The sequence below is a fragment of the Hydrogenophaga sp. L99 genome (assembly GCF_058731905.1).
The window spans coordinates 163,487-188,126 of record NZ_CM178972.1 but is presented as its reverse complement, the minus strand read 5'-3'; the positions used below and the strand labels follow the sequence as shown (position 1 = coordinate 188,126).

The window sequence follows — 24,640 nt, the reverse complement described above, 5'->3', positions numbered from 1 at the left end:
AACAAGGACGCTGGACAGGTCGCTCATCGTGTGTGTGTGCTGCATGGTCAGAACGTCCCCACAAACCAGTTTTTCATGCGCTCGAAGGCGCCCTGCATGGAACCCGCCTTCTGCGCCACCTTGTGCCCGCGCACTCGGGCCAGGCGCGCTTCTTCGAGCAGGCCCATGACCGTAGCGGCGCGGGTCTGCGCCACCATGTCGGACAAAGCGCTGGCGTAATTCGGTACGCCCCGGCGCACCGGCTTCAAAAAGATGTCTTCGCCCAGCTCGACCATGCCCGGCATGACGGCGCTGCCGCCCGTGAGCACAATGCCGGACGACAAGATTTCTTCGTGCCCCGAATCGCGCACCACCTGCTGCACTAGGGCAAAAATCTCTTCCACCCGCGGCTCGATCACGCCGGCCAATGCCTGGCGGCTGAGCATGCGCGGCGCGCGGTCGCCCAGGCCAGGCACTTCCACCTGGGTGTCGGGGTCGGCCAGCAACTGCTTGGCGCAACCGTGTTCCACCTTGATGTCTTCGGCGTCTTTGGTGGGGGTGCGCAGCGCCATGGCGATGTCGCTGGTGATGAGGTCGCCCGCGATGGGAATGACGGCGGTGTGGCGGATCGCGCCACCCGAAAAAATGGCCACGTCGGTGGTGCCGGCGCCAATGTCCACGAGCGCCACGCCCAGTTCTTTTTCGTCGTCGGTCAGCACCGACTGGCTGGAGGCCAGGGGGTTGAGCATCAGCTGGTCCACTTCAAGCCCGCAGCGCCGCACGCACTTGATGATGTTTTCGGCCGCGCTCTGCGCGCCGGTGACGATGTGCACCTTGGCTTCCAGCCGGATGCCGCTCATGCCAATCGGTTCTTTCACTTCCTGGCCGTCGATGACAAACTCTTGCGGCTCTACCAGCAACAGGCGCTGGTCGGTCGAAATGTTGATGGCCTTGGCTGTTTCGATCACGCGGGCCACGTCGGCCGGGGTGACTTCGCGGTCCTTGATGGCCACCATGCCGCTGCTGTTGATGCCGCGGATGTGGCTGCCGGTGATGCCGGTGTAGACCCGCGCAATGCGGCAGTCGGCCATCAGCTCGGCCTCTTTCAGCGCGGCCTGGATGCTCTGCACGGTGGCATCGATGTTGACCACCACGCCGCGCTTCAAGCCGTGGCTGGCCGACACACCCAGCCCCGCCAGCTTGAGCTGACCGTTGGCCTGCACCTCTGCCACCACCACCATGATCTTGGCGGTGCCAATGTCGAGTCCGACCACCAAATCCTTGTATTCCTTGGCCATGATTGTTTCTTGATTACCTGGTTGTCTTTGTGGGGTCTGTGCTGTCTTCGATCACGGTGGTGACACCGCGCATGCGCAACGCGTAGCCGTTGGGGTAACGCAAATCCACCGACTGCACCGCGCCGGCGTAGCGCTCGGTCAGCTGGCTCAAGGTGGCGGTGAAGCGCTGGGTGCGGGCCAGCAGCTCGTCGGGACTGCCCCGGCCCAGCTCCATGCGGGCGCCGTTGTCGAGTTCGGCGCGCCAGCTGCCACGCTCGGTGAGCTCCAGCCGCGCCAGGCCCAGTTCCAGCCGCGCCAACTCGGCGCTGAGCAGCTGGTACAGCGCCCACACCTGGGCCGACTGATCAGGCGGGCCCACCAGTTCGGGCAGGCCATCGCTGTCGTCGGGGCTGGCTTCAAACACCTCGCCCAGGCGGCTCACCAGCTGGCCCGAGCCCGAAGCGCCCCACCAGGCCACGGCCTCGTGCTCTTGCAGGGTCACGCGCAGGCGGTTGGGAAACTCCCGCTGCACCACCGCGTTGCGCACCCAGGGCACCGACTCAAACATGCGCTTGACCTGTTGCAGGTCGACCGTGAGGAAGCTGGCCGACAGGCTGTTTTTCATTTGTGTGGCGAGCTGCGCACGGAACGTGACCACGTTCTGGTGGGCCACATCACCGTGCACCGAAATGGCTTTGACCGACCACACCGGATGGCGCACCGCCCAAGTACCCAGCGTGCCCAGGCACAGCACGGCAAACACCACGGCCAGGGCGTGGGTCGCCGCGGTCATGAGCTTGACATCGATGGGCAGGTCGGACTGGGTCATGGCAGGGGTTTAGGCCGTTGCAGGCACCGCGTTGTCCAGCGCAGCGCCGGCCAGCACGCTCAGGCACAGGTCTTCATAAGACAAGCCGGTGGCGCGGGCCGACATGGGCACCAGCGAATGGCTGGTCATGCCCGGCGAGGTGTTGATTTCCAGCAGGTAGGGCTTGCGGGTCTTGCCGTCGATCATCACGTCGGCACGCGCCCAGCCGCGGCAGTCCAGCGTGAGGAAGGCCTTGAGCACCAGCGCCTGAATGGCGGCCTCCTCGCCTTCCGGCAAGCCGCAGGGCACCAGGTACTTCGTGTCGTCGGTGAAGTACTTGTGCTGGTAGTCGTAGTTGCCGTCGGGCGCCACGATGCGGATGACGGGCAGCGCGCGAGCGCCCGCGCCGGTGCCCAGCACCGGGCAGGTCACTTCGTCACCGGCAATGAACTGTTCGCACATCACCATCGGGTCTTGGCCTGCCGCCAGGGTGTAGGCGGCGTCGCATTCGGCCAGCGTCAGCACCTTGGTGAGGCCAATGGTGGAGCCCTCGCGCACGGGCTTCACGATCATGGGCGAGCCCAGCGCAGCAAAGGCCGCGCGGGTTTCTTCGGCGCTGTGCACCTGGCGCCAGGCCGGTGTGGACAGGCCTTCGGCCAGCCAGATGCGCTTGGTCATGAGTTTGTCCATCGCCACCGCCGAGGCCATCACGCCAGGGCCGGTGTAGGGAATGCCCAGCAATTCCAGCGCGCCCTGCACCGTGCCGTCTTCACCGAAGCGGCCATGCAGCGCAATGAAGCAGCGGGCAAAACCCTCGCGTTTGAGCTCGCCCAGGTCGCGCTCGGCGGGGTCAAAGGCGTGGGCATCCACGCCCTTGGACTGCAGCGCGGCCAGCACGCCCGCACCCGACATCAGCGAAACCTCGCGTTCGGCCGAGCGCCCGCCCATCAGCACCGCCACCTTGCCCAGTTGTTTCGGGTCCATGTTCACCGTTGCCTTCATTGTTTTGACTCCTGAGCCAACTCGACCACCCGAGCGGCCACCGCGCCGATGGAGCCAGCACCCATGCACAAGACCACATCGCCGTCGCGCGCGTTGTCCAGAATGGACTGCGGCATGGCGCCAATGTCATCGACAAACACCGGCTCCAGCTTGCCGGCCACCCGCAGTGCCCGGGCCAGCGAGCGGCCATCGGCCGCCACAATCGGCGCCTCGCCGGCGGCATACACCTCCGCCAGCAACACCGCGTCGGCCTGGCCGATCACTTTCACAAAATCCTCAAAGCAGTCGCGCGTGCGGCTGTAGCGGTGCGGCTGAAACGCCAGCACCAGGCGCCGCCCGGGAAAGGCGCCGCGAGCGGCCGACAGCGTGGCCGCCATTTCCACCGGGTGGTGGCCGTAGTCGTCCACCAGCGTGCAGCTGCCGCCCGTGGGCAGGGCCGCTTCGCCATAGCGCTGAAAGCGCCGGCCCACGCCCTTGAACTCGGCCAGCGCCTGCACCACGGCCGCGTCGTCCACGCCGAGTTCCACCGCAATGCCAATGGCGGCCAGCGCATTGAGCACGTTGTGGTTGCCGGGCAGGTTGAGCACCACGTCCAGGTCGGGCAACTGAATGCCGTTTTTGCGCTGCACGGTGAAGTGCATTTGGGCGCCCACCGCCCGCACATTTACAGCCCGCACCTGCGCGTCTTCAGAGAAGCCGTAGCTGGTGATGGGGCGCGCGATCTGCGGCAAGATTTCTCGAATGGACGGGTCGTCCACGCACACCACCGCAGCGCCATAAAACGGCATGCGGTGCAAAAACTCGATGAACGCGCCCTTGAGGCGGCCAAAGTCATGGCCGTAGGTGTCCATGTGGTCGGCGTCGATGTTGGTCACCACCGACAACACCGGCAACAGGTTCAGGAACGAGGCATCCGACTCGTCGGCTTCGACCACGATGTATTCGCCCGAGCCCAGCTGCGCGTTGGCGCCAGCGCTGTTCAGGCGCCCGCCAATCACAAAGGTGGGGTCCATGTGGGCCGCCGCCAGCACACTGGCCACCAGGCTGGTGGTGGTGGTTTTGCCGTGCGTGCCGGCAATCGCCACGCCTTTTTTCATGCGCATCAACTCGGCCAGCATCACCGCACGCGGCACCACAGGCACCAGCTTGGCGTGGGCGGCCACCACCTCGGGGTTGTCTTCTTTCACGGCGGTAGAAGTGACGATGGCGTCAGCGCCTTCGATGTACCGGGCATCGTGCCCGGTAAACACTTTGGCGCCCATGGACACGAGGCGCCGCGTGGCCGCGTTTTCACCCAGGTCGCTGCCCGAGATGACATAGCCCTGGTTGAGCAGCACCTCGGCGATGCCGCTCATGCCGGAGCCGCCGATGCCGACGAAATGAATGTGGCGAATGGCATGTTTCATACTGTTTTCACTTTCGCGAGTTGCTCGCAGGCGGACACCACGGCCGCCACGGCATGTGTTTTTTCCATCTGTTTGGCTTTTTCGGCCATGGCCAGAAGCTGGTTGCGCTGCAAGCGTTGCAGCTGGCTCGCCAGCATTTGCGGGGTCAGTTCGTTCTGTTGCACCACCCAGGCGCCGCCAGCATCGGTCAAAAACCGGGCGTTGGTGGTCTGGTGGTCGTCCACCGCGTGCGGAAACGGCACCAACAGGGCGGCCGCACCCACCGCAGCAATTTCGGTCACGGTGCTGGCGCCGGCCCGGCACACAATCAGGTCGGCATCGGCAAAGGCCTGGGCCGTGTCGTCAATGAACGGCGTGAGCTCGGCCAGCACGCCGGCTGCGGTGTAGTTGGCGCGCAGCGCGTCAATCTGCTTTTCACCGCTCTGGTGAACCACCTGCGGGCGCTGGCCCGAGGGGATAAGTGCCAGCGCCTGCGGCACGGTGTCGTTCAGGGCTTTGGCGCCCAGGCTGCCGCCCACCACCAGCAGGCGCAGCGGGCCGCTGCGGCCAGCAAAGCGCTGCGCGGGTGCGGGCTGGCGAAGGAACTCCGCGCGCAATGGGTTGCCCACCCACTCGGCTTTCTTGAAGACATTGGGGAAGGCGGTGAACACCCGGTCGGCAATGCCTGCAAGCACTTTGTTGGCCATGCCTGCCACCGAATTTTGTTCGTGCAGCACCAGCGGTTTGCCCAGCAGGGTGCCCATCATGCCGCCCGGAAACGTGATGTAGCCACCCAGGCCCACCAACACGTCGGGCTGCACCCGGCGCACCACTTGCAGCGCCTGCCAGAAGGCCCGGAGCAGGCGCAGTGGCAGCAGCACCAGCGTCTTCACGCCTTTGCCGCGCACACCGCCAAAGTCAATGGTTTCCAGCGCGAAACCGCGCGGTGGCACCAGGCGGCTTTCCATGCTGCCAGGCGCACCCAGCCAGTGCACACGCCAGCCGCGCTCGCGCAGGGCTTCGGCCACGGCCAGCCCCGGGAAGATATGGCCACCGGTACCGCCGGCCATGATGAGGGCGCAAGGCTGGCGTTTCGTCATACACGGCCCCCTTTCATCAACGATGCATTCCGCATCTGCAGCCGCTGCGCGCCTGCCTGCCAGTTTTGAATAAACCGCCAGCTGATCATGACCGCCCACCCTTCATGAGCTGGCGGTTTTCATAGTCAACCCTGAGCACGATGGCGATGGCGATCAGGTTCAGCAAAATCGCCGAGCCGCCGTAGCTCATGAGCGGCAGCGTCAGGCCCTTGGTCGGCAGTGCACCCAGGTTCACGCCGATGTTGATGAAGGCCTGGAAGCCCATCCACAGGCCCACGCCCTGCGCCACCAGCCCGGCAAACACCTGATCGAGCGCGATGGCCTGGCGGCCGATGTGCATGATGCGGCGGGTGAGCCAGAGAAACAGGCCGATCAGCAACAGCACGCCGACCAGACCAAACTCTTCTCCAATGACGGCGAGCAAGAAATCGGTGTGGGCTTCGGGCAGCCAGTGCAGCTTTTCCACGCTGCCGCCCAAGCCCACGCCAAAGATTTCGCCCCGGCCAATGGCAATGAGCGAGTGCGACAGCTGGTAGCCCTTGCCCAGCGCGTGCTCCACGCTCCAGGGGTCGAGGTAGGCAAAAATGCGCTCACGGCGCCATTCGCTGGTGAGCACGATCATGGCAAACGCCGCCACCACCAGCACCGCCATCAGGAAAAACATTCGGGCGTTGACCCCACCCAGAAACAGAATGCCCATGGCGATCACCACGATGACCATAAAAGCGCCCATGTCGGGCTCGGCCAGCAGCAGCATGCCCACCACCAGCACCGCCAGCGCCATGGGCAACACAGCGCGGAAGAAGCGTTCTTTCACCTCCATCTTGCGCACCATGTAGTCCGCGGCGTACAGCAGCACCGCCAGCTTGGCCAGCTCAGAGGGCTGGAAGTTCATGATGCCCAGCGAGATCCAGCGCCGCGCGCCGTTGACGCCTTTGCCGATAAAAGGCACCAGCACCAGCACCAGCAACACCAGGGCCACGGCAAACAGCCAGGGCGCCATCTTTTCCCAGGCGCGCAGCGGAAACTGAAACGCCACCATGGCCGCGATGACGCCAATGGTCATGGAAATGCCATGGCGCAATACAAAGTGGGTGTGGGCATAGTTGGCAAAGCGCGGATTGTCGGGCAAGGCGATGGAGGCCGAATACACCATCACCAGGCCCCAGGCCAGCAGCGCCACCACCACCCAGAGCAAGGGCTGGTCAAAGCCAAGCTCGCGCACGGCCACGTTGCGGGTGCCGGCGTAGGTGCGGTTGGACAGGCGCACCGGCAAGCCGTCGCGCGAGGTGCCGCCTGCCAGCGCGCCAGCCAGGTCGCGCCCAATGAGCTTGGGCAAAGCGGACGCGAAAGCGCCGCGCCATTGCGCCAGCCGGTGAGTCAGGGCCGCCATCATGCGTAGCTCTCCAGATCCATACCCCGGTCAGCCGCCAGCTCGGCGACCGCCGCCACAAACACCCGGGCGCGGTGCACGTAGTTGTCAAACATGTCCAGGCTGGCGCAGGCGGGCGACATCAGCACCGCGTCGCCCGGGCGGGCCTGCTGGGCGGCCAGCGCCACCGCTTCGGGCAGGCTTGCGGCATCCAGCAGCGGCAGCTGCGCGTGCGCGACAGCGTCGCCGATGGTGGCGCGAATCAGCGGCGCATCGCGGCCGATCAACACCACCGCGCGGGCGTGTCCCACCAGCGCCTCGGTCAGCGGGTTGAAGTCCTGGCCCTTGCCGTCGCCGCCCAGAATGACGACCAGTTGGCGGTCAGCGCCCAGGCCGTTGATGGCCGCCAGCGTGGCGCCCACGTTGGTGCCTTTGCTGTCGTCGAAATACTCCACGTCGTCCAGAATGCCGACCGGTTCCACCCGGTGCGGCTCGCCGCGGTATTCCCGCAAACCATGCAACATGGCGCCCAGCGCAGCGCCGGTGGAGGTGGCCAAGGCCAGCGCGGCCAGCGCGTTGGCAGCGTTGTGCCGGCCACGGATGCGCAGGGCATCCACCGGCATCATGCGCTGGAAATACACCTCGTCTTCGGTGTCTGCGGCCCGCCCGCGTTTGCGGGTTTCGTCCAGCGCCAACGCACGCACCAGCCATTCCATGCCGTTCACCGCCTCAATGCCCCAGTCGCCCGGGCGGGTGGGTGCGCCCAGGCCAAACGTGGCGTAAGGCCGGGCCGGCTGCTGGCGGTTGCGCCCGCTCACCTTCACCGTGACCAGCGCCGGCTTCATGGCCATGACCTGCGGGTCGTCGCGGTTGAGCAGCATGAGCGCCTGGGCGCCAAAGATGGCCGCCTTGGCCTGCGCGTAGCCAGCCAGCGAACCGTGCCAGTCCAGGTGGTCTTCGGTGATGTTGAGCACGGTGGCTGCCGTGGGCACGCGGTCCCAGGCGCCACCGGCCACGCCGTCCAGCTGGAAGCTGGACAGCTCCAGCACCCACACGGTGGGCAGGTGCGGCGGCTGCGGCAGCTGCAGCGGTGGCGGCACCAACTGGACCGGGCCTTCGTCTTCTGCGGCTTCTTCTGTTTCAGCCTTGGTGGTGGCTGCTTCTACCGTTGCGGGCGGGCGCTCGTCTGGATCGGCAGGCAACCAGGCTTCGGGCAGGGGCGTGCCGGCGGCGGCCTCCGCTTCCGCTGCGGCCTTTAGGGCGTCTGCGGCCTCCGCCACGGCTTCGGCGTCCAGCGCCTGGCTGAGCACGTCGAGCAAGGCCGGCCCAATGTTGCCGGCCACGGCCACGTTCACCCCGGCGCGCTGCAGCAGCAAGCCGGTGAGCGAGGTCACGGTGGTTTTGCCATTGGTGCCCGTGATGGCCAGCACCTTGGGCGTGTAGGGGGTGTGTTCGCGCTGCGCCAGATCGCCCAGCGCCTGAGCAAACAAGTCGAGCTCGCCCACCACCGCCACCCCGTGGGTCTGCGCCCAGGCGTTCACGGCGGCCAGTTGTGCCGGGGCCAGGCCGGGGCTGCGGGCCACCAGCGTCCAGCCGCCCTGCGCCAGCAGCGCGTCATCGAAAGCGCCCGATACGAAGCGCGCCGTCGGGCACTCGGCCTGCAAGGTGACCAGCTGCGGCGGCGCAGCACGGGTGTCGGCCACCGTGACCCGGGCGCCGTGGCGCGCGCACCAACGCGCCATCGCCAGGCCGGAGTGGCCCAGGCCCAGGACGAGAACGTGGTGGTCGCGCAGGTGGTTCATCGCAGCTTCAAGGTGGACAGGCCCACCAAACACAACAGCATGGTGATGATCCAGAAGCGGACCACCACCTGGGTTTCTTTCCAGCCCTTTTTCTCAAAGTGGTGGTGCAAAGGCGCCATCTGGAACAGGCGGCGACCCTGGCCATAGCGGCGCTTGGTGTATTTGAAATACGCCACCTGCAACATCACCGACAGGGCTTCCACCACAAAGATGCCGCCCATGATGGCCAGCACGATTTCCTGGCGCACGATGACGGCAATGGTGCCCAAGGCGCCACCGAGCGCGAGCGCACCCACGTCGCCCATGAACACCTGCGCAGGGTGCGCGTTGAACCACAAAAACGCCAGCCCGGCGCCCGCCATGGCGGCGCAGAAAATGAGCAGCTCACCCGCGCCCGGAATGTGCGGCAGCAGCAGGTAGCGCGAAAACACCGCGCTGCCCGTGGCGTAGGCGAACACGCCCAAAGCAGAGCCCACCATCACCACCGGCATGATGGCCAGGCCGTCGAGTCCGTCGGTGAGGTTCACCGCGTTGCTCGAACCGACGATGACCAGATAGGTCATGACCACGAAACCGAACACGCCCAGCGGGTAGCTGATTTCCTTGAAGAACGGCACCATCAACCCGGCTTGAGGCGGCAGGTCCACGGTGAAGCCCGAAGCGACCCACTGGATGAACAGCTCCATCACCCGCAGGTTGCTGGTTTCGGACACGCTGAACACCAGATACAGCGCGGCCACCAGGCCGATAACGGACTGCCAGAAGTATTTTTCGCGCGAGCGCATGCCTTCCGGGTCTTTGTGCACGACCTTGCGCCAGTCGTCCACCCAGCCAATGGCGCCAAAGCCCAAGGTCACCAGCAGCACGATCCACACGAAGCGGTTGGACAGGTCAAACCACAACAGCGTGGACAGCGCGATGGCAAACAAAATCAGCACGCCACCCATGGTGGGCGTGCCGCCTTTGCTCAGGTGCGTTTGCATCGCGTATTCGCGGATGGGCTGTCCGATCTTGAGCGCGGCCAGGCGGCGGATGAAGAACGGCCCCGCGACCAACCCGACGATGAGCGCGGTCATGGCGGCCATGACAGCGCGAAAGGTCAGGTACTGAAAGACGCGCAGAAACCCGAATTCGGGTCCGAGGGTTTGCAGCCACAGGGCCAGGCTAAGCAGCATGCGGGGCTTCCTTGTGTTCTTGTTGTTGGGGGTGGGCTGCAGGCGCCGCAAGGGCTTGCAGCGCCTGCACGGCGCGTTCCATGCGCATGAAACGCGAGCCCTTCACGAGCACGCTGCGCACGCCGGCATCGGCCGCGGCCACGGTGGCACACACATGGGCCACCAGCGCGGACACGTCGGCCCAGTGCGTGGGCGCTGGCTCGCCCGCGGCCTGCAAGGCTTCGGTGGCCTGGCGCATCCAGTCGCCCGCGCAATGCACGGTTTCAATGCCGCAGGCCTGCGCATGGCGCAACACTTCCAGGTGAAAGGCCAGCCCTTGCTCGCCCACCTCGCCCATGTCGCCCACCACCAGCAAACGCGGGCCAGGCAGCTCGGCCAGCACGTGGATGGCGGCCACCACCGAGTCGGGGTTGGCGTTGTAGGTGTCGTCAATCAGGGTCACGCTGCGGCCCGCGAGCGCGAGCGACAAGGCCCGCGAGCGCCCGCCCACAGGCTCAAAGGCGTCCAGCCCACGGCCGATGGCGGCGAGCGGCACCCCGGCGGCCAGCGCGCAGGCGGCTGCGGCCAGCGCGTTGCGCACGTTGTGGCGTCCGGCAATGCGCAGGTGGCAGTTCAATGCGCCAGCGGGTGTGGCCATGCTCAAGGCCCAGGCACCGTCGGCCCAGGCGGTTTGCAGCGCGTGCACATCGGCGCTGGCGTCGGTGTCGCTGAAGGTCACTACGCGGTGGCTGGCCGCCAGCGCACGCCACACCGGCGTGTAGTCGTCGTCGCTGGGGAACACGGCCACACCGGCCGGGGCCAAGGCGCTGATGACGGCGCCGTTTTCGCGCGCCACGGCTTCTACCGTGGCCATGAACTCCTGGTGTTCGCGCTGCGCGTTGTTGACCAGCGCCACGGTGGGCTGCGCGAGGGCAGCCAGGTACGCGATCTCGCCGGGGTGGTTCATGCCCAGCTCCACCACGGCCAGGCGGTGCGCTTCGCGCAAACGCAGCAGCGTGAGCGGCACACCAATGTCGTTGTTCAGGTTGCCTTGCGTGGCCAGCGCCTGATCACCCGCCTGGGCGCGCAGGATGGACGCGATCATTTGCGTGACCGTGGTTTTGCCGTTGCTGCCGGTCACGGCAATCAGCGGCAAGCTGAACTGCTCGCGCCACAGGCGGGCCAGCTCGCCCAGCGCCAGACGGGTGTCGGGCACTTCCACACCGGGCATACCGGCAGCGGCCAGGCCAGCGTGTGCAATGGCGGCCACCGCGCCTTGTGCCGCGGCCTGGGGCAGAAAGTCGTGCGCGTCAAAACGCTCGCCCTTGAGCGCCACAAACAGGTCACCCGCTTGCAGGCTGCGGGTGTCGGTGTGCACGCGTGCAATCGGTGCTTGCACCGTCCCCACCGCGTTCGCACCGGTCAGGCGGTTCAATAACTGGGCCAAGTTGTTCATACGCTGGCCCCCTTCGCGGTGCTGCGCTGTTGCAGCGCTGTCTGGGCTTGCGCCAGATCAGAAAATGGTGTCTTCACGCCCTTGATTTCCTGGTAATCCTCGTGGCCTTTGCCGGCAATCAACACCACGTCGTGCGGCATCGCGGCTTGCACGGCCCAGGCAATGGCCGCAGCGCGGTCCGGCTCTGTGTGCGCGGCGCCCGGTTGGGCCAGCCCCGCCTGCATCTGCGACAGAATGGCCAAGGGGTTTTCGCTGCGGGGGTTGTCGCTGGTGAGCACGGTGTGTTGCGCGCCGCGCTCAGCCACGGCGGCCATGAGCGGGCGCTTGCTGGCGTCGCGGTCGCCGCCACACCCCACCACCGCCCACAGTGCGCCGCCGCGCTGCTGCGCCAGGGGCTGCAGCGCTTGCAGCGCTTTTTCCAGTGCGTCGGGCGTGTGGGCGTAGTCCACCAGCACCAGCGGCTGCTCGGGGTTGGCGCCGGGCACCTGTTCCATGCGCCCAGGCACGGGCGTCAGCGCGCCACAGGCTTGTACCGCATCGGCCAGCGCAACGCCTTGCGCGCGGGCTACCGCCAGCACACACAACAGGTTGGACACGTTGTAGCGGCCCACCAGCGGCAGGCTCAGGGGGTGCGATTCGATCAAGGCGCCGTCAGCGCCGCGCTCGCCCACCACCAGGCGCATGCCGTGGTCGGTGAAGCCGATGTCTTGCGCAAACAGCCGCGCTGGCATGGCTTGCCCAGCTTCTTGAATGCCAACGGACCACACGTCCAGCCCGCGCGCGCCCAGCGCTGCGGCCAGAGGCGCGCCCCGCGGGTCGTCCAGGTTGACCACAGCATGCATCAAACCTGGCCACTCAAACAAGGCGGCTTTGGCCGACCAGTAGCGGTCCATGCTGCCGTGAAAGTCGAGGTGGTCCTGGGTGAAATTGGTGAACACCGCCACGCGGATGCGGCTGGCGTTCAAGCGGCCTTCCACCAGGCCGATGGACGAAGCCTCCACCGCGCACGCCTTCACACCCGCGTCCACCATGCCGCGCAGGCGCGCTTGCAGCAGCACCGGGTCGGGCGTGGTCAAACCGGTGGGCACCAGCGCATGACCCGTGTCGCCGGCCAGCGGCGGCTGGCCAATGCCCAGCGTGCCGACCACTGCACACGGCTGACCAGCGGCCGACAACAGCTGTCCTGCCCACCACGCGGTCGAGGTTTTGCCGTTCGTCCCGGTGATGGCGATCAGGTCGAGCTGGCTGCTGGGGTCGCCGTAATACGCGCTGGCGATGGGGCCGGCCAGCGCCTTCAGACCCGGCACGGCCAGCACACGCTCATCGTTGAACCCAAAAGCCCCCACACCTTGTTGCTCCACCAGCACCGCTGCCGCGCCGGCCTGCAAGGCACCAGCGACAAAGCGGCGCCCATCGGTGGCAGCCCCTGGCCAGGCCACAAAACCGTCACCGGCGCAGATGCGGCGGCTGTCGCAATGCAGGTCGCCCTGCACGCGGCTGCGCAACCAGTTGGCCACCGCCTGGGGATCTTGCAGGGCCTGCATCAAAACGACTCCTCGACCACTTCGGTCACGATCTGGGGTTTGACGCTCATGTCGGGCTGCACACCCATGATGCGCAGCGTCTGCTGCACGGTCTCGCTGAACACGGGTCCGGCCACTGCGCCGCCGTAGTAGACGCCGTTGCTCGGCTCGTCCACCATCACCGCCACCACGATGCGCGGCGACTCCACCGGCGCCAGGCCAACGAAGAAACTGCGGTACTTTTTGTCCGCATAGCCCTTGCCTTCTTGTTTGCGTGCGGTGCCCGACTTGCCACCCACCGAATAGCCCATGGTCTGCGCACGCTGGCCGGTACCGCCGGGGCCTGCAGCCATTTCCAGCATCTTGCGCACAGCGCTGGCGTTCTTTTCGCTGAACACCTGCACGCCGCTGGCGGTGGTGTCGGTCTTGACCATGCTGACCGGAATCAGCGCACCGTCGCGCGCAAAGATGGTGTAAGCCTGAGCCAACTGAAACAAGGAAGCGGACAGGCCATAGCCGTAGCTCATGGTGGCCTGCTCAATCGGACGCCAGGTTTTGTAGGGCCGCAGGCGCCCGCTCACCGCGCCGGGGAAGGGCACTTGCGGCTTCTGGCCGAAGCCGGCCTGGGCATAGGTTTCCCACATTTCCCGGGGCGACATCTGCATCGCCATCTTGACGGTGCCCACGTTGCTCGACTTTTGAATGACCTCGTTCACCGTCAGGATGCCGTGCGGGTGCGCATCGTTGATGGTGGAGCCCCCAATGCTGATGCGGCCCGGTGCGGTCTGGATCGGGGTTGTGGGTTTGACCAAACCCTTGTCCAGCGCGAGTGCGGCGATGAAAGGCTTCATCGTGGAGCCGGGCTCAAAGCTGTCGGTGAGTGCACGGTTGCGCAGCTGCTCACCACTCAGGTTTTGGCGGCGGTTGGGGTTGTAGCTCGGGTAGTTGGCCAACGCCAGCACTTCGCCGGTCTGCGCGTCAAGCACCACCACGCTGCCCGCGCGGGCCTTGTGCTCCTGAATGGCATCGCGCAGTTTTTGGTAGGCGAAGTACTGCACCTTGCTGTCGATCGACAACTGCAGGTCGGGGCCGTCCACCGGTGGAACCACGTCGCGCACGTCTTCCACCACACGGCCGAGCCGGTCTTTGATGACGCGCCGAGAGCCCGCCTTGCCCGATAGCTGCTGGTTGAACGCCAGCTCGACGCCCTCTTGCCCGCGGTCCTCCACATTGGTGAAGCCCACCACGTGCGCGGCGGCTTCGCCCTCGGGGTACTGGCGCTTGTATTCACGGCGCTGGTAAATGCCCTTGATACCCAGGGCCGCAATCTCTTTGGCCACCGGCTCGTCCACCTGGCGCTTCACCCAGACAAAGGTCTTGTCCTCCTGGCCCAGGCGCTTGCGCAAATCGGCCAGCGGCATCTCCAGGAGCTTGGCCAGCTGGCGCAGCTTGGGGTCGGTCCGGTCCACGTCTTCCGGGATGGCCCAGATGCTTTGCGCCACCACGCTGGAAGCGAGGATCAGCCCATTGCGGTCCAGCACCCGGCCCCGGTTGGCCGGCAGCTCCAGCGTGCGGGCAAACCGCACCTCGCCCTGGCGCTGAAAAAACTCGTTACCAAACACCTGCACATAGGCGGCTCGCGCGCCCAGGCCGGCAAAGGCCACGGCCAAGCCGGCCACGATGAACTTACTGCGCCAGACCGGCGTCTTGCTGGCCAGCAGCGGGCTGGCGCTGTAGTTGATGCTACGGCTCACGGGACCGACTCCCCGGCGCGCGCAGCGGGCGACTCAAATACCGTCACGTATTGGGTGATGGCCGGGTTCACCGGGCGCATCTGCAGCTGCCGGCTGGCCAACTGCTGCACACGGGCCGGCGTGGCCTCGGCGCGTTTTTGCACCTGCAATTGCTCGTGTTCCGAGCTGAGCTTGCGCGTCTGCGCCTGGGCACGGTCCAGCGCGGTGTACAGGCGGCGCGATTCGTACTGGGTATGCACCAGATAAAACGCGCTGGCCAGCACCGCCACCAGCAGCACCAGGTTCAAACGGATCATGCGCACGCCCCCCCGCAGGTGCCCGCGCGCAGAGCGCCAGGCACTGCGTAATCGGGAACGCCGCGGGCTTCATTCATGCGGCCACCTCTGAGCGCTCGGCCACCCGCATGACCGCGCTGCGCGAACGCGGATTGGCCTTGACTTCGGCCTCCGAGGGCTTGATGCGGTGCACGCCGCGCAGGCGCATCGGCGCCGGCTCGGCAAACGGAACGCGGCGGTCCACCACCGTGCGCGAATGGCCGGCCATGAACTGCTTGACGATGCGGTCTTCCAGCGAATGGAAGCTGATCACCACCAGCTGACCGTGCGGACGCAGCACCTGCAAGCTGGCCTCTAGCGCTTGTTGCAGCTCTTCAAGCTCGGCGTTGATGAAAATCCGAAAAGCCTGAAATGTGCGCGTTGCAGGGTCCTTGCCCGGCTCGCGGGTTTTGACCGCGCCAGCCACGACTTCGGCCAACTCGCGGGTGGTTCGAAAAGGGCCCCGTTCCTGTCGGCGACGATCAATCGCCTTTGCAATCTGTTGAGCAAACCGTTCTTCGCCATAGTCACGGATGACCTCCGACAGGGTGGAAATATCGGCTGTTTCCAGCCACTGCGCCACGCTCTGGCCGCGCGTGGTGTCCATGCGCATGTCCAGAGGACCATCGTGACGAAAAGAAAAACCCCGCTCGGGGTCATCAATCTGCGGGGAGCTCACGCCCAGGTCCATCAGCACCCCATCGGCACTGGCAAGCCCCAGCTCACCCAGGTGGCAAAACCCCTGGTGCCGGATGGAAAAACGGCCATCGCTGGCCGCCAGTTCTTGCGCAGCCGCCACGGCCTGCGGATCCTTGTCGAACGCCGTCAGGCGCCCGAGCGGCGACAAGTGCTGGAGGATGAGGCGCGAGTGCCCTCCCCGCCCAAACGTCGCATCCACATAGTGCCCGTCCGGATTGATCGCCAAAGCCTCGACAGCTTCGTTCAGCAGAACCGTGTGATGAATCAGAGCGCCTTGCACCACAGTCCTTCAGAAAGAGAAATCTTTGAAGACATCGGGCATGTCGGCCTTCATCGCTTCGGCCTCCTGTGCGGCGTAAGCCTGCGCATCCCAAAGCTCGAAATAAGCACCCATGCCGAGCAAGATGGCGTCTTTGCTGATGCCCGCCGCGGCGCGCAGCTCGGGCGACACGAGCACACGACCCGAGCCATCCATCTCGACGTCCATTGCGTTGCCCAGAAAGATGCGCTTCCACCATTGCGCCTGCATCGGCAGCGCCGCAATGCGGTCACGAAACTTCTCCCACTCGTTGCGGGGAAAAATCATGAGGCATCCGTGCGGGTGTTTGGTGATGGTCAGCTGGCTGGCGGCGGTGGCGCTCAAGACGTCACGGTGCCTGGTCGGCACCGAGAGCCGTCCTTTGACATCGAGACTGAGAGATGAAGCACCCTGAAACACCGCGGCAGATCCTAAAAAAACACTTTTCACCACTTAATTGCACTTTTTTCCACTTTATCAGGAAAAGCAAGCAGCGCAACCCGCCAGCAACATATTTTTTCAATGAAATCAACCACTTAGCGAACATTCTGAAGCAACTTAAAGCTTAAAAATGCAGCAAAAGCAAGCACTTACAACATGCACTGCATGTGATGCTTGAAAACCCTGTTACACGCGGGGTTGGAGCCGCGCGGGTCGGCGGCGCGGAGGTGGTGAGGCGAATCGGTCGGCGGGTCGGTAACCCGTGCCGCGCAGCGCAACCCCGCATGCCTCCGCAGCACGCCAAGCGCAGGGGCCGCAAGGGCCTTCAACCCCTATTCGAGCAGATTTGACCGGATGCGCGCCGCACCCGGGCCCCGCATTCACATCACAAGATGTAGCGCGACAGGTCTTCGTTGCGGCTGAGTGCAGCCAGGCGACCGTTCACGTAAGGCGCGTCGATGGTGATGGTCTGGCCCTGCAGGCGTGTGGCCTCAAAGCTGACCTCGTCCAGCAAATGCTCCATCACCGTGGCCAGGCGGCGCGCACCAATGTTTTCAGTGCGCTCGTTCACGTCGCAGGCAATCTGGGCCAGTTGCCGAATGCCCTCGGGTGTGAAATGCAGCGTGACACCCTCAGTGGCCAGCAGCGCCTGGTACTGGCGTACCAAGGAGGCGTGGGTCTGCGTCAGAATCGCCTCAAAGTCGTCCACCGACAGCGACTGCAGCTCCACGCGAATCGGGAAACGACCCTGCAATTCGGGAATCAGGTCGCTCGGTTTGGCCAAGTGAAACGCGCCGCTGGCGATGAACAGAATGTGATCGGTTTTGATTATGCCGTACTTGGTGGTCACCGTGGTGCCCTCCACCAGCGGCAACAGGTCGCGCTGCACGCCTTGGCGCGACACCTCAGCGCTGCCCGAATCGCTGCGCGAGGTGACCTTGTCGATCTCGTCAATGAAGACAATGCCGTTTTGCTCTGCGTTGTGCAGCGCGCGGGTCTTGATCTCCTCTTCGTTGACCAACTTGCCGGCTTCTTCGTCAATCAGCAACTGCAACGCCTCACCAATTTTGAGTTTGCGCTTGCGGCGCTTGTCCTGGCCCATCTGGCTGAACATGCCGCGCAACTGCTCGGCCATGTCTTCCATGCCGGCTGGCCCCATGATTTCCATGGCGGGGCGCGCTTCAATCAAATCAATCTCGATCTCACGGTCGTTGAGCTCGCCTTCGCGCAGCTTCTTGCGAAACGCCTGGCGGGCGGTGCTGTCGGGCGTGGGCGCCAAGGTCGGCTCGGAGCCCACGGCACGCGGTGGCGGAATCAAAATGTCCAGGATCCGCTCTTCCGCGGCGTCTTCCGCGCGCACCCGCTGCTTGCGCATCTCGATCTCGCGGGTCTGCTTGATCGCAATGTCCGCCAGATCGCGGATGATGGAATCCACGTCCTTGCCCACGTAACCGACCTCGGTGAACTTGGTGGCCTCGACCTTGATGAAGGGCGCGTCGGCCAGTTTGGCCAGGCGGCGTGCAATCTCGGTCTTGCCCACGCCGGTGGGGCCAATCATCAAAATATTTTTGGGGGTGATTTCAGGCCGCAGCTTGTCGTCCACCTGCTGACGGCGCCAGCGGCTGCGCAGCGCAATGGCCACGGCACGCTTGGCACCGGTTTGGCCAATGATGAAACGGTCGAGTTCGGAGACGATTTCCTGGGGGGTCATGGAAGACATGCGCGTCAATCGTTAAACAGGGAAGGATCAGGCAACGGGGCACCGAGCTGCACACACAGCAACAGCCAACCCGAACCGTCAAAGCACTTCAATGGTGTGGTTCATGTTGGTGTAGATGCAGATCTCGCCCGCAATCTGGAGCGATTGGCGCACCACGTCTTCGGCACTCAAGTTCGTGTGCTGCGTCAGCGCCCGGGCTGCCGCCTGGGCATAGGCGCCGCCCGATCCAATGGCCACCACACCGTGCTCGGGCTCCAATACATCGCCGTTGCCGGTGATGATCAAGGCCGCGCTGTGGTCGGCCACCGCCAGCATCGCCTCCAGACGCCGCAGCACGCGGTCGGTGCGCCAGTCGCGGGTGAGCTCAATGGCCGCCCGTACCAGGTGCCCCTGGTGCTTTTCCAGCTTGGCCTCGAAGCGCTCAAACAGCGTGAAAGCGTCGGCCGTGGCGCCGGCAAAACCGGCCAGTACCTTGTCGTGGTGCAGCTTGCGCACCTTGCGCGCGGTGCCCTTGACCACGATGTGGCCCAAGGTCACCTGACCGTCACCGCCGATGGCGACCTGAACACCGTCGGGCGTCTCGCGGCGCACGCAGACGATGGTAGTTCCGTGAAATGATTCCATAAGAGCAAAGAAGTGGGGGTGATCGGATGAATCTCAAGCGCGGCACAGACCAAGCCTGCGCTACGCGGTGCGAACCTCAGGCACCGCACAGGCGGTTTCTCTGGGCTGGCGGGGCTGCCCCCCGAATGGGGTGACACCGAGGGCTGGGGCGTTACGGATCAGTCGTTGCGCAGCACCACTTTGGCGTATTCGGTGATGCCGATCACATGGAAAAACGCCGATACCAGCCGATGCGCATCCACAAACTGAACCATGCGCCCTTCGGCGTGGTGACCCGACACCCAGTTCAGCAAGGTACCGGCAGCCGAAAAGTCCACTCGAATCAGGTTGCGGCAGGAAATGATCAACACGTCCGCGCCCTTCAGCCGGTGCTCCAGCGCGGTCAACGTGTCCTGCGGATCGCCCCGGATTTCGCCCGACAGCTCGACCAGACCGAGGTTGTTGAACTCGGACGCTTGCCCGTCCATGACGGAGTCGCTGGGGTAGGTGGAAGGAACCTGCTCCAGCACGACCTCACCCAGCACCGATTGACCGGTTTCCGCCGTGTCGTCGTTCGACACCGACTGGAAATGGCACCGGGGCCGTTCCCAGCCGGGGGGAGACACTTCGTAGGTGACGCAAAAATCGAGCGCGGTGAGTTCAAACTCGTCTGGCCGATTCATGACGCGCAAAGCGGCCATACGCAGCTCCCACCAGAGCTGCTCCATATCGCGCCGCCCCGAGGGCGTGAGCTTCTTGAGCAGATCGCGCAGCTCGCTGGTGCCGCAGAAGCGCAGCTCCACATCTTGGTCGCCCCACAGGGTAAAAATACCCAGCAAGGCACGGGCAGCCTTGACGTCGATGGACTCGACCGGCGACCAGTCCAGAACCCAAGGCTGGCTGGCGCGCAGCAACACGTTTTGCAGCGTACCGACCGCGTGCGCGTCAATCACTGGCTCGCACACCCAGACCGCGCGATTGGGCGCAGCCGAGGGCTTGAAGCTCTTGCTTCCCATGCTGGAAACCAGCTCGGGCATGTCAAACCACTGCGGCGCCGATCGGTTGAAGCGGTTGACGAAGTCCACCGCATGGCTCTCGAAGGGCGCAAGCTGCCCCGTGGCTCGGTACAGGTCGAACAAGGCCAACCAGTCTTCTTGCTGATGGGCTCGGTTCCCGCCCTCGCCCAGCGCCTCGAGCAAACCTTGCTCAGCGCCCGTATCGTCACCGTTGGCAAACCGAATGGCCGCTTCCTCCACTTCGGGGTCTTGCGCCACCTCCTGCACGTCAAGCGCGAAGAAATGGGAGGCCGAGAAAACCGAGTTGGCGCTGTTGAGCTCACCCTGGGCGGTGGGCGCCATCAAACCGGTGCGGGCGGCAGATGGCGTTGGCGCAGCAGGCGCCTGGGCCACCAATTCGCTTTCCTTGGACGGTGACCAGGCTTTTCGAACGGCAGGAGCCGCCGCTGCGGGCACGGTTGGCACGGTTGGCTCGGTCGGTGCCGACTCATCGAAGGCCAACGGGCTGGCTTCGGTCTCGTTGTATTGCTGGATGCGCCGTTTTTCCTGTGGATCAGGCGCTGTTTTGCGGTCGGCGGCGTCGCTCTTGCGGCTCAAGGGCGTGCCGCCCGTGGAGTGCGTGCCGCTGCTCAGGCTGGAGCCCGTCACCAACGAGTCCGGCCCCTTGGTCTTCCACCACTGCATCGACATCTGGGCTTCGATCTCGTCGATTTTCTTGAGCGTCATGGCGCGGTCGTCCGGTTTGGACGGCAGGCTGCTCTGGAAAAACGAGGGTCTGACGCCCTGACCTTCTTCGCCCGAGGCTTCCCGACTGCGCACTTTGCGCAACAAATCGAATTCGCGCTTGCGCACAAAGTCATTGCGCCGCTTGCGCTCAATCATTTCCTTGAGCGCCGCCTTGCTGTACTCGCTCTCACGGTCGGCCGCGCGCGTGTCCAGATCCGACCAACTGGTGGTCGGATGGCGCACGAACTTCACCACCTTGGACAGGAAGCCGCCGTTGGATTCGTCCTTGGACATGGAGCGTCAGGTCTGGGTAGAAGAGTGGAAGGACCGTTAAAACTCAATCCCCAAACATTTTTTGCTTGAGCTCGCGGCGTTGCTGGGCTTCCAGCGACAGGCTGGCGGTGGGGCGCGCCATGAGACGGCCCACACCAATGGCTTCGCCGGTTTCTTCGCAGTAACCGTAGTCGCCCGAATCAATGCGTGCAATGGCCTGCTCGATTTTCTTGAGCAACTTGCGTTCGCGGTCGCGCGTGCGCAGCTCCAGGGCGTGCTCTTCTTCAATGGTCGCGCGGTCTGCCGGATCGGGCACCACCACGGTGTCTTCGCGCAGATGCTCGGTGGTCTCGCCCGCGTTGGCCAGCATGTCGGCCTTGAGCTGCGAAAGCTTGCGGCGGAAGTAAGCCAGCTGCAGATCGCTCATGTACTCGCTGTCGGGCATGGCCTGGACGTCTTGGTCGGTCAGCTGCTCGATCGACAGGGTCTTCCAGTTGTTCGCCCGCGTGGGATCTTTCTGGACGGAGGATGGCACGGGAGGGGTCATTACGGCACGTTCGTTCATGGTGGAAAAAGTCGCCTTGGCGGCATCGGGTGCGTGGGTGGGAACCACCGCTGCCTGCGTCATTTGCTCCATCATCACCTTTTTGGCGGCACGCTTGCCAAGTGGCCTTGGTGTGGGCTCAACAATGACCGGCGCAGGCGCAGAGCGAGCAGCTTTGGCAGGGGGCTTGGGTGTGGTTTTCGCCGCTGGTTTTTCAACCACCTCAACCGCCGCTTTCGCCGGTTTGGCGACAGCAGGCTTGGCCGCGGCGGGCTTCACAGGCAGTTGCGCTGCCACTTTGGCCGCGGGCTTGGCCGCGGGTTTCACGGCAGATTTGGCCACGGTTTGTTTGTCAGGTTTGACCGGCGAAACCACGGGTGTGGCGGTGCGGCTGGGGGGTTGGGTTGAACTGGACTTGGCAGATGCCGCCGCTTTTTTGGCTGCGACAGCCGGTTGCTTGGGTTTCACCGCCGCAGGGGTCGGGGCTTTGGTCGGGGTTTTCGCGGCAAGCTTGCTGCCGGCAGAGACCTTGGCTGGCGCGGCGGCAGAGCGCTCTTTGGCCCCCACTGCAGCTGATTTGCCTGGTTTTGCGGTCTTGGTGGCCGGGGCTTTCACAACGGGTCTCCTCTCAGTACCTGACGATGCGGGATCTTGGGGCCGGTCGATGCCGCGAACCGGGGTTCGCTGCGCCTCACGTTGAGCCGGTGAACTCGGCTTATTGGTTGTTATACCCCCGTTGCGGTCAGGCTCCAGATGGCCAGCCGCTGGTGGGCGGGTGGCGGGTCTGGCGGAGCCTTGGGCGACCGACTTGGGCCGCGATTGTAACGAGGGTGTGGCCGAAGGCTGCGAAATGCCTCCAGCAAGAAAGCCAAGGCGTTGGAGAAGAGAGACAAAGAGCACGAGCAGACCTTGTTTATGGAGCCGTCATGCCACGCGGTTTTCAGACCAGCGACTGGTCCAGCCCCTGAACCAGGATGTCCCGCGGCAGGTCGAGACCGATGAACACCATTTTGCTCACACGGGTCTCGCCTTCGGCCCACGGTGGCCCAAGGTCACTGCCCATGAGCTGGTGCACGCCCTGGAAAATCACCTTGCGGTCGGTGCCTTCCATGTCGAGCACCCCCTTGTAGCGCAGCATGCGCGGGCCATAGACCTGCACGATGGCGCCCAGAAAGTCTTCCAGTTTGGCCGGGTTGAACGGCCGGGTGGCGCGGTACACGAAGCTTTTTACGTCATCGTCGTGGTGATGGTGGTGGCCATGCCCCTCGTGCCCGTGCTGGTGCGACGGGTGGTTGCAGTGCTCGCCGTGCTCGTGGCCATGCCCGTGGTGGTCGTGACCATGGTCGTGGTCGTCTTCGACCTTGAGGAAATCGGGGTCGATGTCGAGCTTGGCGTTCAGATTGAAGCCGCGCAGGTCAAACACTTCCTTCAGCGACACCTCCCCAAAATGCACCGGGCGCATGGGCGCACGCGGGTTCATGTGCTTGAGGCGGTGGGTCAGGGCTTCCAGCTCGCCCGCGTCCACCAGGTCGGCTTTGCTGATGAAAATCTGGTCGGCAAAACCCACCTGGCGGCGTGCTTCCTGGCGCTCGTTGAGCTGGTTCGCCGCGTGCTTGGCATCCACCAGGGTCAAGATCGAGTCCAGCAGGTACTGCTCGGCCACCTCGTCGTCCATAAAAAAGGTTTGCGCCACCGGGCCGGGGTCGGCCAAGCCGGTGGTTTCAATCACCACGCGGTCAAAGTCGAGCTCACCTTTGCGCTTTTTCTCGGCCAGGTCTTGCAGCGTGGCACGCAGGTCGTCGCGAATGGTGCAGCAAATGCAGCCATTGCTCATCTGGATGATGTTTTCGGTGGTGTCGGCCACCAGGATCTCGTTGTCGATGTTTTCTTCACCGAACTCGTTTTCAATCACCGCGATTTTTTGGCCGTGGGCCTCGCTCAGCACGCGCTTGAGCAGCGTGGTTTTCCCCGAACCCAGGAAGCCGGTGAGGATGGTGGCGGGAATCAGGGACATGGTGATCGGTGCTCGTACGACGGAGTGACGGGAAGGCGACAGCGGGGGAGTGTATTCGACCAGCCCGCGCTCTGCCTGCTGTGGATCAAATCAGCTGCTTTTCATGATCACCAGGCCTTTGAGGTACTCACCCTCGGGGAAGTTCACCGTCATCGGGTGGTCGCAGGCGCCACCCAGGCGCTGCAAAATCGCGCCGTCCACGCCAGCGTCCAACCCGGCCGAGGCGACGATCTTGTGAAACAGCTCCACGCCGATACCACCCGAGCACGAAAAGGTGAACAGCACGCCGCCCGGGTTGAGCAGTTTGAACGCCAGGCGGTTGATGTCTTTGTAGGCACGGGCGGCGCGCTCGGCGTGCGCGGCGGTGGGGGCGAGCTTGGGCGGGTCGAGCACGATGGCGTCGAACTGGCGACCCTCGCCGATGAACTGACGCAACGAGGCATTGACGTCGGCATCCATGAAGGTGGCGCGTGCAGCGTCAAAACCGTTGAGTGCGAGGTTGGCTGCGGCCTGCTCCAGCGCAGGGGCTGACGAGTCGATGGACGTGACATGCCCGGCCCCGCCGGCCAGCGCGGCCACGGTGAAGCCCCCGGTGTAGCTGAAGCAGTTGAGCACCTGGGCAAAACCCAGGCGCTGGGTGTAGTCGTGGCAGACCTGGCGGCTGTCGCGCTGGTCCAGGTAGTAGCCGGTTTTGTGGCCATGGGCAATGTCCAGCCCCAGGCTCCAGCCGTGCTCTTTCAGCACCAGCGCGGTGTCGCCACTGCCGCGCAGCCAGCCGGTGGCCTCTGCCAAGCCTTCAAGCTTGCGCGAACTGGTGTCTGAGCGCTCGTACAGGCGCGGGCAGCCGGTGAGTTCGATCAGCGCATCGGCCAGTTCGGGTTTCCAGCGCTCCACACCGCAGGCGGTGAACTGGGCCACCAGGGTGTCGCCATAGCGGTCGACGATCAGGCCAGGCAGACCGTCTGACTCGCCATGCACCAGCCGCAGGCCGTTGCTGTCAATGCCCATGCGCTCGCGCAGGGCGATGGCGCGGGCCAACCGGCCACGCAAAAACGCAGCGTCGATGCGCTGCGCTTCGTCAAAGCTCCAGGCCCGCACGCGAATACGCGATGTGGGCGAAAACGCGCCCCAGGCCAGAAACTGCCCTTCGTGGCTTTCCACACGCACGGTCTCGCCCGCATCGGCCCCGCCTTTGGCGATGGCGCCGTCAAACACCCAGGGGTGGTGGCGCTGCAGGGATCGGTCTTTGCCGGGCTTGAGTCGTATGGTTTTCATCTGGGTATTGTCTCCCCCCGCGCCGGCCTGCGGCCGTCACCCCCCCCCAGGGGGCGGCACTGGCCGTCCGGCGAAGCCGGACCGGCGGTGCCCTGGATGGGCTTC

20 protein-coding genes are annotated in these 24,640 nt (G+C 64.9%); all 20 read right to left on the bottom strand.

The features are described from left to right. Window positions 1-47: 47 nt before the first annotated feature. On the bottom strand, window positions 48-1,277 hold the full coding sequence (ftsA, locus tag AC4QBL_RS00800; protein WP_472900925.1) for a cell division protein FtsA: 1,230 nt from the start codon (window positions 1,275-1,277) through the stop codon (window positions 48-50). A 13-nt stretch (window positions 1,278-1,290) separates the two neighbouring features. Continuing rightward, window positions 1,291-2,085: a cell division protein FtsQ/DivIB gene (locus AC4QBL_RS00795; RefSeq protein WP_472900924.1), complete on the bottom strand. Its 795-nt coding sequence runs from the start codon at window positions 2,083-2,085 to the stop codon at window positions 1,291-1,293. Window positions 2,086-2,094: 9 nt separating this feature from the next. Next, the gene (locus tag AC4QBL_RS00790) at window positions 2,095-3,048 is read right to left on the bottom strand and encodes a D-alanine--D-alanine ligase (RefSeq protein ID WP_472900923.1); all 954 of its coding nucleotides are present in this window, start codon (window positions 3,046-3,048) and stop codon (window positions 2,095-2,097) included. Between the two features lie 14 nt (window positions 3,049-3,062). Beyond that, the gene (gene murC, locus AC4QBL_RS00785; protein ID WP_472906815.1) at window positions 3,063-4,472 is read right to left on the bottom strand and encodes a UDP-N-acetylmuramate--L-alanine ligase; all 1,410 of its coding nucleotides are present in this window, start codon (window positions 4,470-4,472) and stop codon (window positions 3,063-3,065) included. Beyond that, on the bottom strand, window positions 4,469-5,551 hold the full coding sequence (murG, locus tag AC4QBL_RS00780) for an undecaprenyldiphospho-muramoylpentapeptide beta-N-acetylglucosaminyltransferase (RefSeq protein WP_472906816.1): 1,083 nt from the start codon (window positions 5,549-5,551) through the stop codon (window positions 4,469-4,471). Before murG ends, murC begins: the two co-directional genes overlap by 4 nt. Before the next feature lie 85 nt (window positions 5,552-5,636). Beyond that, window positions 5,637-6,944, bottom strand: coding sequence for a putative lipid II flippase FtsW (gene ftsW / locus AC4QBL_RS00775; RefSeq protein WP_472900980.1), 1,308 nt, complete (start codon window positions 6,942-6,944; stop codon window positions 5,637-5,639). Further along, window positions 6,944-8,725: a UDP-N-acetylmuramoyl-L-alanine--D-glutamate ligase gene (gene murD, locus AC4QBL_RS00770; RefSeq protein ID WP_472906817.1), complete on the bottom strand. Its 1,782-nt coding sequence runs from the start codon at window positions 8,723-8,725 to the stop codon at window positions 6,944-6,946. Before murD ends, ftsW begins: the two co-directional genes overlap by 1 nt. Further along, window positions 8,722-9,900, bottom strand: coding sequence for a phospho-N-acetylmuramoyl-pentapeptide-transferase (gene mraY, locus AC4QBL_RS00765; protein WP_472906818.1), 1,179 nt, complete (start codon window positions 9,898-9,900; stop codon window positions 8,722-8,724). The genes murD and mraY overlap by 4 nt, the downstream gene beginning before the upstream one ends. Beyond that, the gene (locus AC4QBL_RS00760) at window positions 9,890-11,335 is read right to left on the bottom strand and encodes a UDP-N-acetylmuramoyl-tripeptide--D-alanyl-D-alanine ligase (RefSeq protein WP_472900918.1); all 1,446 of its coding nucleotides are present in this window, start codon (window positions 11,333-11,335) and stop codon (window positions 9,890-9,892) included. The genes mraY and AC4QBL_RS00760 overlap by 11 nt, the downstream gene beginning before the upstream one ends. Beyond that, window positions 11,332-12,879, bottom strand: coding sequence for a UDP-N-acetylmuramoyl-L-alanyl-D-glutamate--2,6-diaminopimelate ligase (locus AC4QBL_RS00755; RefSeq protein ID WP_472906819.1), 1,548 nt, complete (start codon window positions 12,877-12,879; stop codon window positions 11,332-11,334). Before AC4QBL_RS00755 ends, AC4QBL_RS00760 begins: the two co-directional genes overlap by 4 nt. Continuing rightward, entirely contained in the window at window positions 12,879-14,612 is a 1,734-nt protein-coding gene (locus tag AC4QBL_RS00750; protein WP_472900916.1) for a peptidoglycan D,D-transpeptidase FtsI family protein, read from the bottom strand. Before AC4QBL_RS00750 ends, AC4QBL_RS00755 begins: the two co-directional genes overlap by 1 nt. Next, window positions 14,609-14,908 carry a cell division protein FtsL gene (gene ftsL / locus AC4QBL_RS00745; protein ID WP_472906820.1) on the bottom strand — a complete coding sequence of 100 codons (300 nt, stop codon included), beginning with the start codon at window positions 14,906-14,908 and terminating at the stop codon, window positions 14,609-14,611. Before ftsL ends, AC4QBL_RS00750 begins: the two co-directional genes overlap by 4 nt. Window positions 14,909-14,981: 73 nt before the next feature. Continuing rightward, window positions 14,982-15,905, bottom strand: coding sequence for a 16S rRNA (cytosine(1402)-N(4))-methyltransferase RsmH (gene rsmH, locus AC4QBL_RS00740; protein ID WP_472906821.1), 924 nt, complete (start codon window positions 15,903-15,905; stop codon window positions 14,982-14,984). Between the two features lie 9 nt (window positions 15,906-15,914). Then, the gene (gene mraZ, locus AC4QBL_RS00735; RefSeq protein ID WP_472900979.1) at window positions 15,915-16,343 is read right to left on the bottom strand and encodes a division/cell wall cluster transcriptional repressor MraZ; all 429 of its coding nucleotides are present in this window, start codon (window positions 16,341-16,343) and stop codon (window positions 15,915-15,917) included. A gap of 406 nt (window positions 16,344-16,749) precedes the next feature. Further along, window positions 16,750-18,084, bottom strand: coding sequence for an ATP-dependent protease ATPase subunit HslU (gene hslU / locus AC4QBL_RS00730; protein WP_472906822.1), 1,335 nt, complete (start codon window positions 18,082-18,084; stop codon window positions 16,750-16,752). Between the two features lie 78 nt (window positions 18,085-18,162). Next, window positions 18,163-18,708 carry an ATP-dependent protease subunit HslV gene (hslV, locus tag AC4QBL_RS00725; protein ID WP_472900912.1) on the bottom strand — a complete coding sequence of 182 codons (546 nt, stop codon included), beginning with the start codon at window positions 18,706-18,708 and terminating at the stop codon, window positions 18,163-18,165. A gap of 158 nt (window positions 18,709-18,866) precedes the next feature. Beyond that, entirely contained in the window at window positions 18,867-20,723 is a 1,857-nt protein-coding gene (locus AC4QBL_RS00720) for an STAS domain-containing protein (RefSeq protein ID WP_472900911.1), read from the bottom strand. Window positions 20,724-20,766: 43 nt separating this feature from the next. Next, a complete protein-coding gene (gene dksA / locus AC4QBL_RS00715) occupies window positions 20,767-21,588 on the bottom strand; it encodes an RNA polymerase-binding protein DksA (RefSeq protein WP_472900910.1) in 822 nt (273 codons plus the stop codon). A 598-nt stretch (window positions 21,589-22,186) separates the two neighbouring features. After that, a complete protein-coding gene (locus tag AC4QBL_RS00710; protein ID WP_472906823.1) occupies window positions 22,187-23,260 on the bottom strand; it encodes a CobW family GTP-binding protein in 1,074 nt (357 codons plus the stop codon). Between the two features lie 90 nt (window positions 23,261-23,350). Next, the gene (locus AC4QBL_RS00705) at window positions 23,351-24,535 is read right to left on the bottom strand and encodes a class I SAM-dependent rRNA methyltransferase (protein WP_472906824.1); all 1,185 of its coding nucleotides are present in this window, start codon (window positions 24,533-24,535) and stop codon (window positions 23,351-23,353) included. Window positions 24,536-24,640 lie beyond the last annotated feature (105 nt).

Bases quoted from the DNA above. Each gene is read 5' to 3' on its own strand.
- murG (WP_472906816.1), bottom strand. From the start codon at position 5,551: ATGACGAAACGCCAGCCTTGCGCCCTCATCATGGCCGGCGGTACCGGT.
- AC4QBL_RS00720 (WP_472900911.1), bottom strand. From the start codon at position 20,723: ATGTCCAAGGACGAATCCAACGGCGGCTTCCTGTCCAAGGTGGTGAAG.
- ftsA (WP_472900925.1), bottom strand. From the start codon at position 1,277: ATGGCCAAGGAATACAAGGATTTGGTGGTCGGACTCGACATTGGCACC.
- AC4QBL_RS00710 (WP_472906823.1), bottom strand. From the start codon at position 23,260: ATGTCCCTGATTCCCGCCACCATCCTCACCGGCTTCCTGGGTTCGGGG.
- mraY (WP_472906818.1), bottom strand. From the start codon at position 9,900: ATGCTGCTTAGCCTGGCCCTGTGGCTGCAAACCCTCGGACCCGAATTC.
- AC4QBL_RS00790 (WP_472900923.1), bottom strand. From the start codon at position 3,048: ATGGACCCGAAACAACTGGGCAAGGTGGCGGTGCTGATGGGCGGGCGC.
- ftsW (WP_472900980.1), bottom strand. From the start codon at position 6,944: ATGGCGGCCCTGACTCACCGGCTGGCGCAATGGCGCGGCGCTTTCGCG.
- AC4QBL_RS00705 (WP_472906824.1), bottom strand. From the start codon at position 24,535: ATGAAAACCATACGACTCAAGCCCGGCAAAGACCGATCCCTGCAGCGC.
- hslV (WP_472900912.1), bottom strand. From the start codon at position 18,708: ATGGAATCATTTCACGGAACTACCATCGTCTGCGTGCGCCGCGAGACG.
- AC4QBL_RS00755 (WP_472906819.1), bottom strand. From the start codon at position 12,879: ATGCAGGCCCTGCAAGATCCCCAGGCGGTGGCCAACTGGTTGCGCAGC.
- murD (WP_472906817.1), bottom strand. From the start codon at position 8,725: ATGAACCACCTGCGCGACCACCACGTTCTCGTCCTGGGCCTGGGCCAC.
- hslU (WP_472906822.1), bottom strand. From the start codon at position 18,084: ATGTCTTCCATGACCCCCCAGGAAATCGTCTCCGAACTCGACCGTTTC.
- AC4QBL_RS00795 (WP_472900924.1), bottom strand. From the start codon at position 2,085: ATGACCCAGTCCGACCTGCCCATCGATGTCAAGCTCATGACCGCGGCG.
- AC4QBL_RS00760 (WP_472900918.1), bottom strand. From the start codon at position 11,335: ATGAACAACTTGGCCCAGTTATTGAACCGCCTGACCGGTGCGAACGCG.
- ftsL (WP_472906820.1), bottom strand. From the start codon at position 14,908: ATGATCCGTTTGAACCTGGTGCTGCTGGTGGCGGTGCTGGCCAGCGCG.
- murC (WP_472906815.1), bottom strand. From the start codon at position 4,472: ATGAAACATGCCATTCGCCACATTCATTTCGTCGGCATCGGCGGCTCC.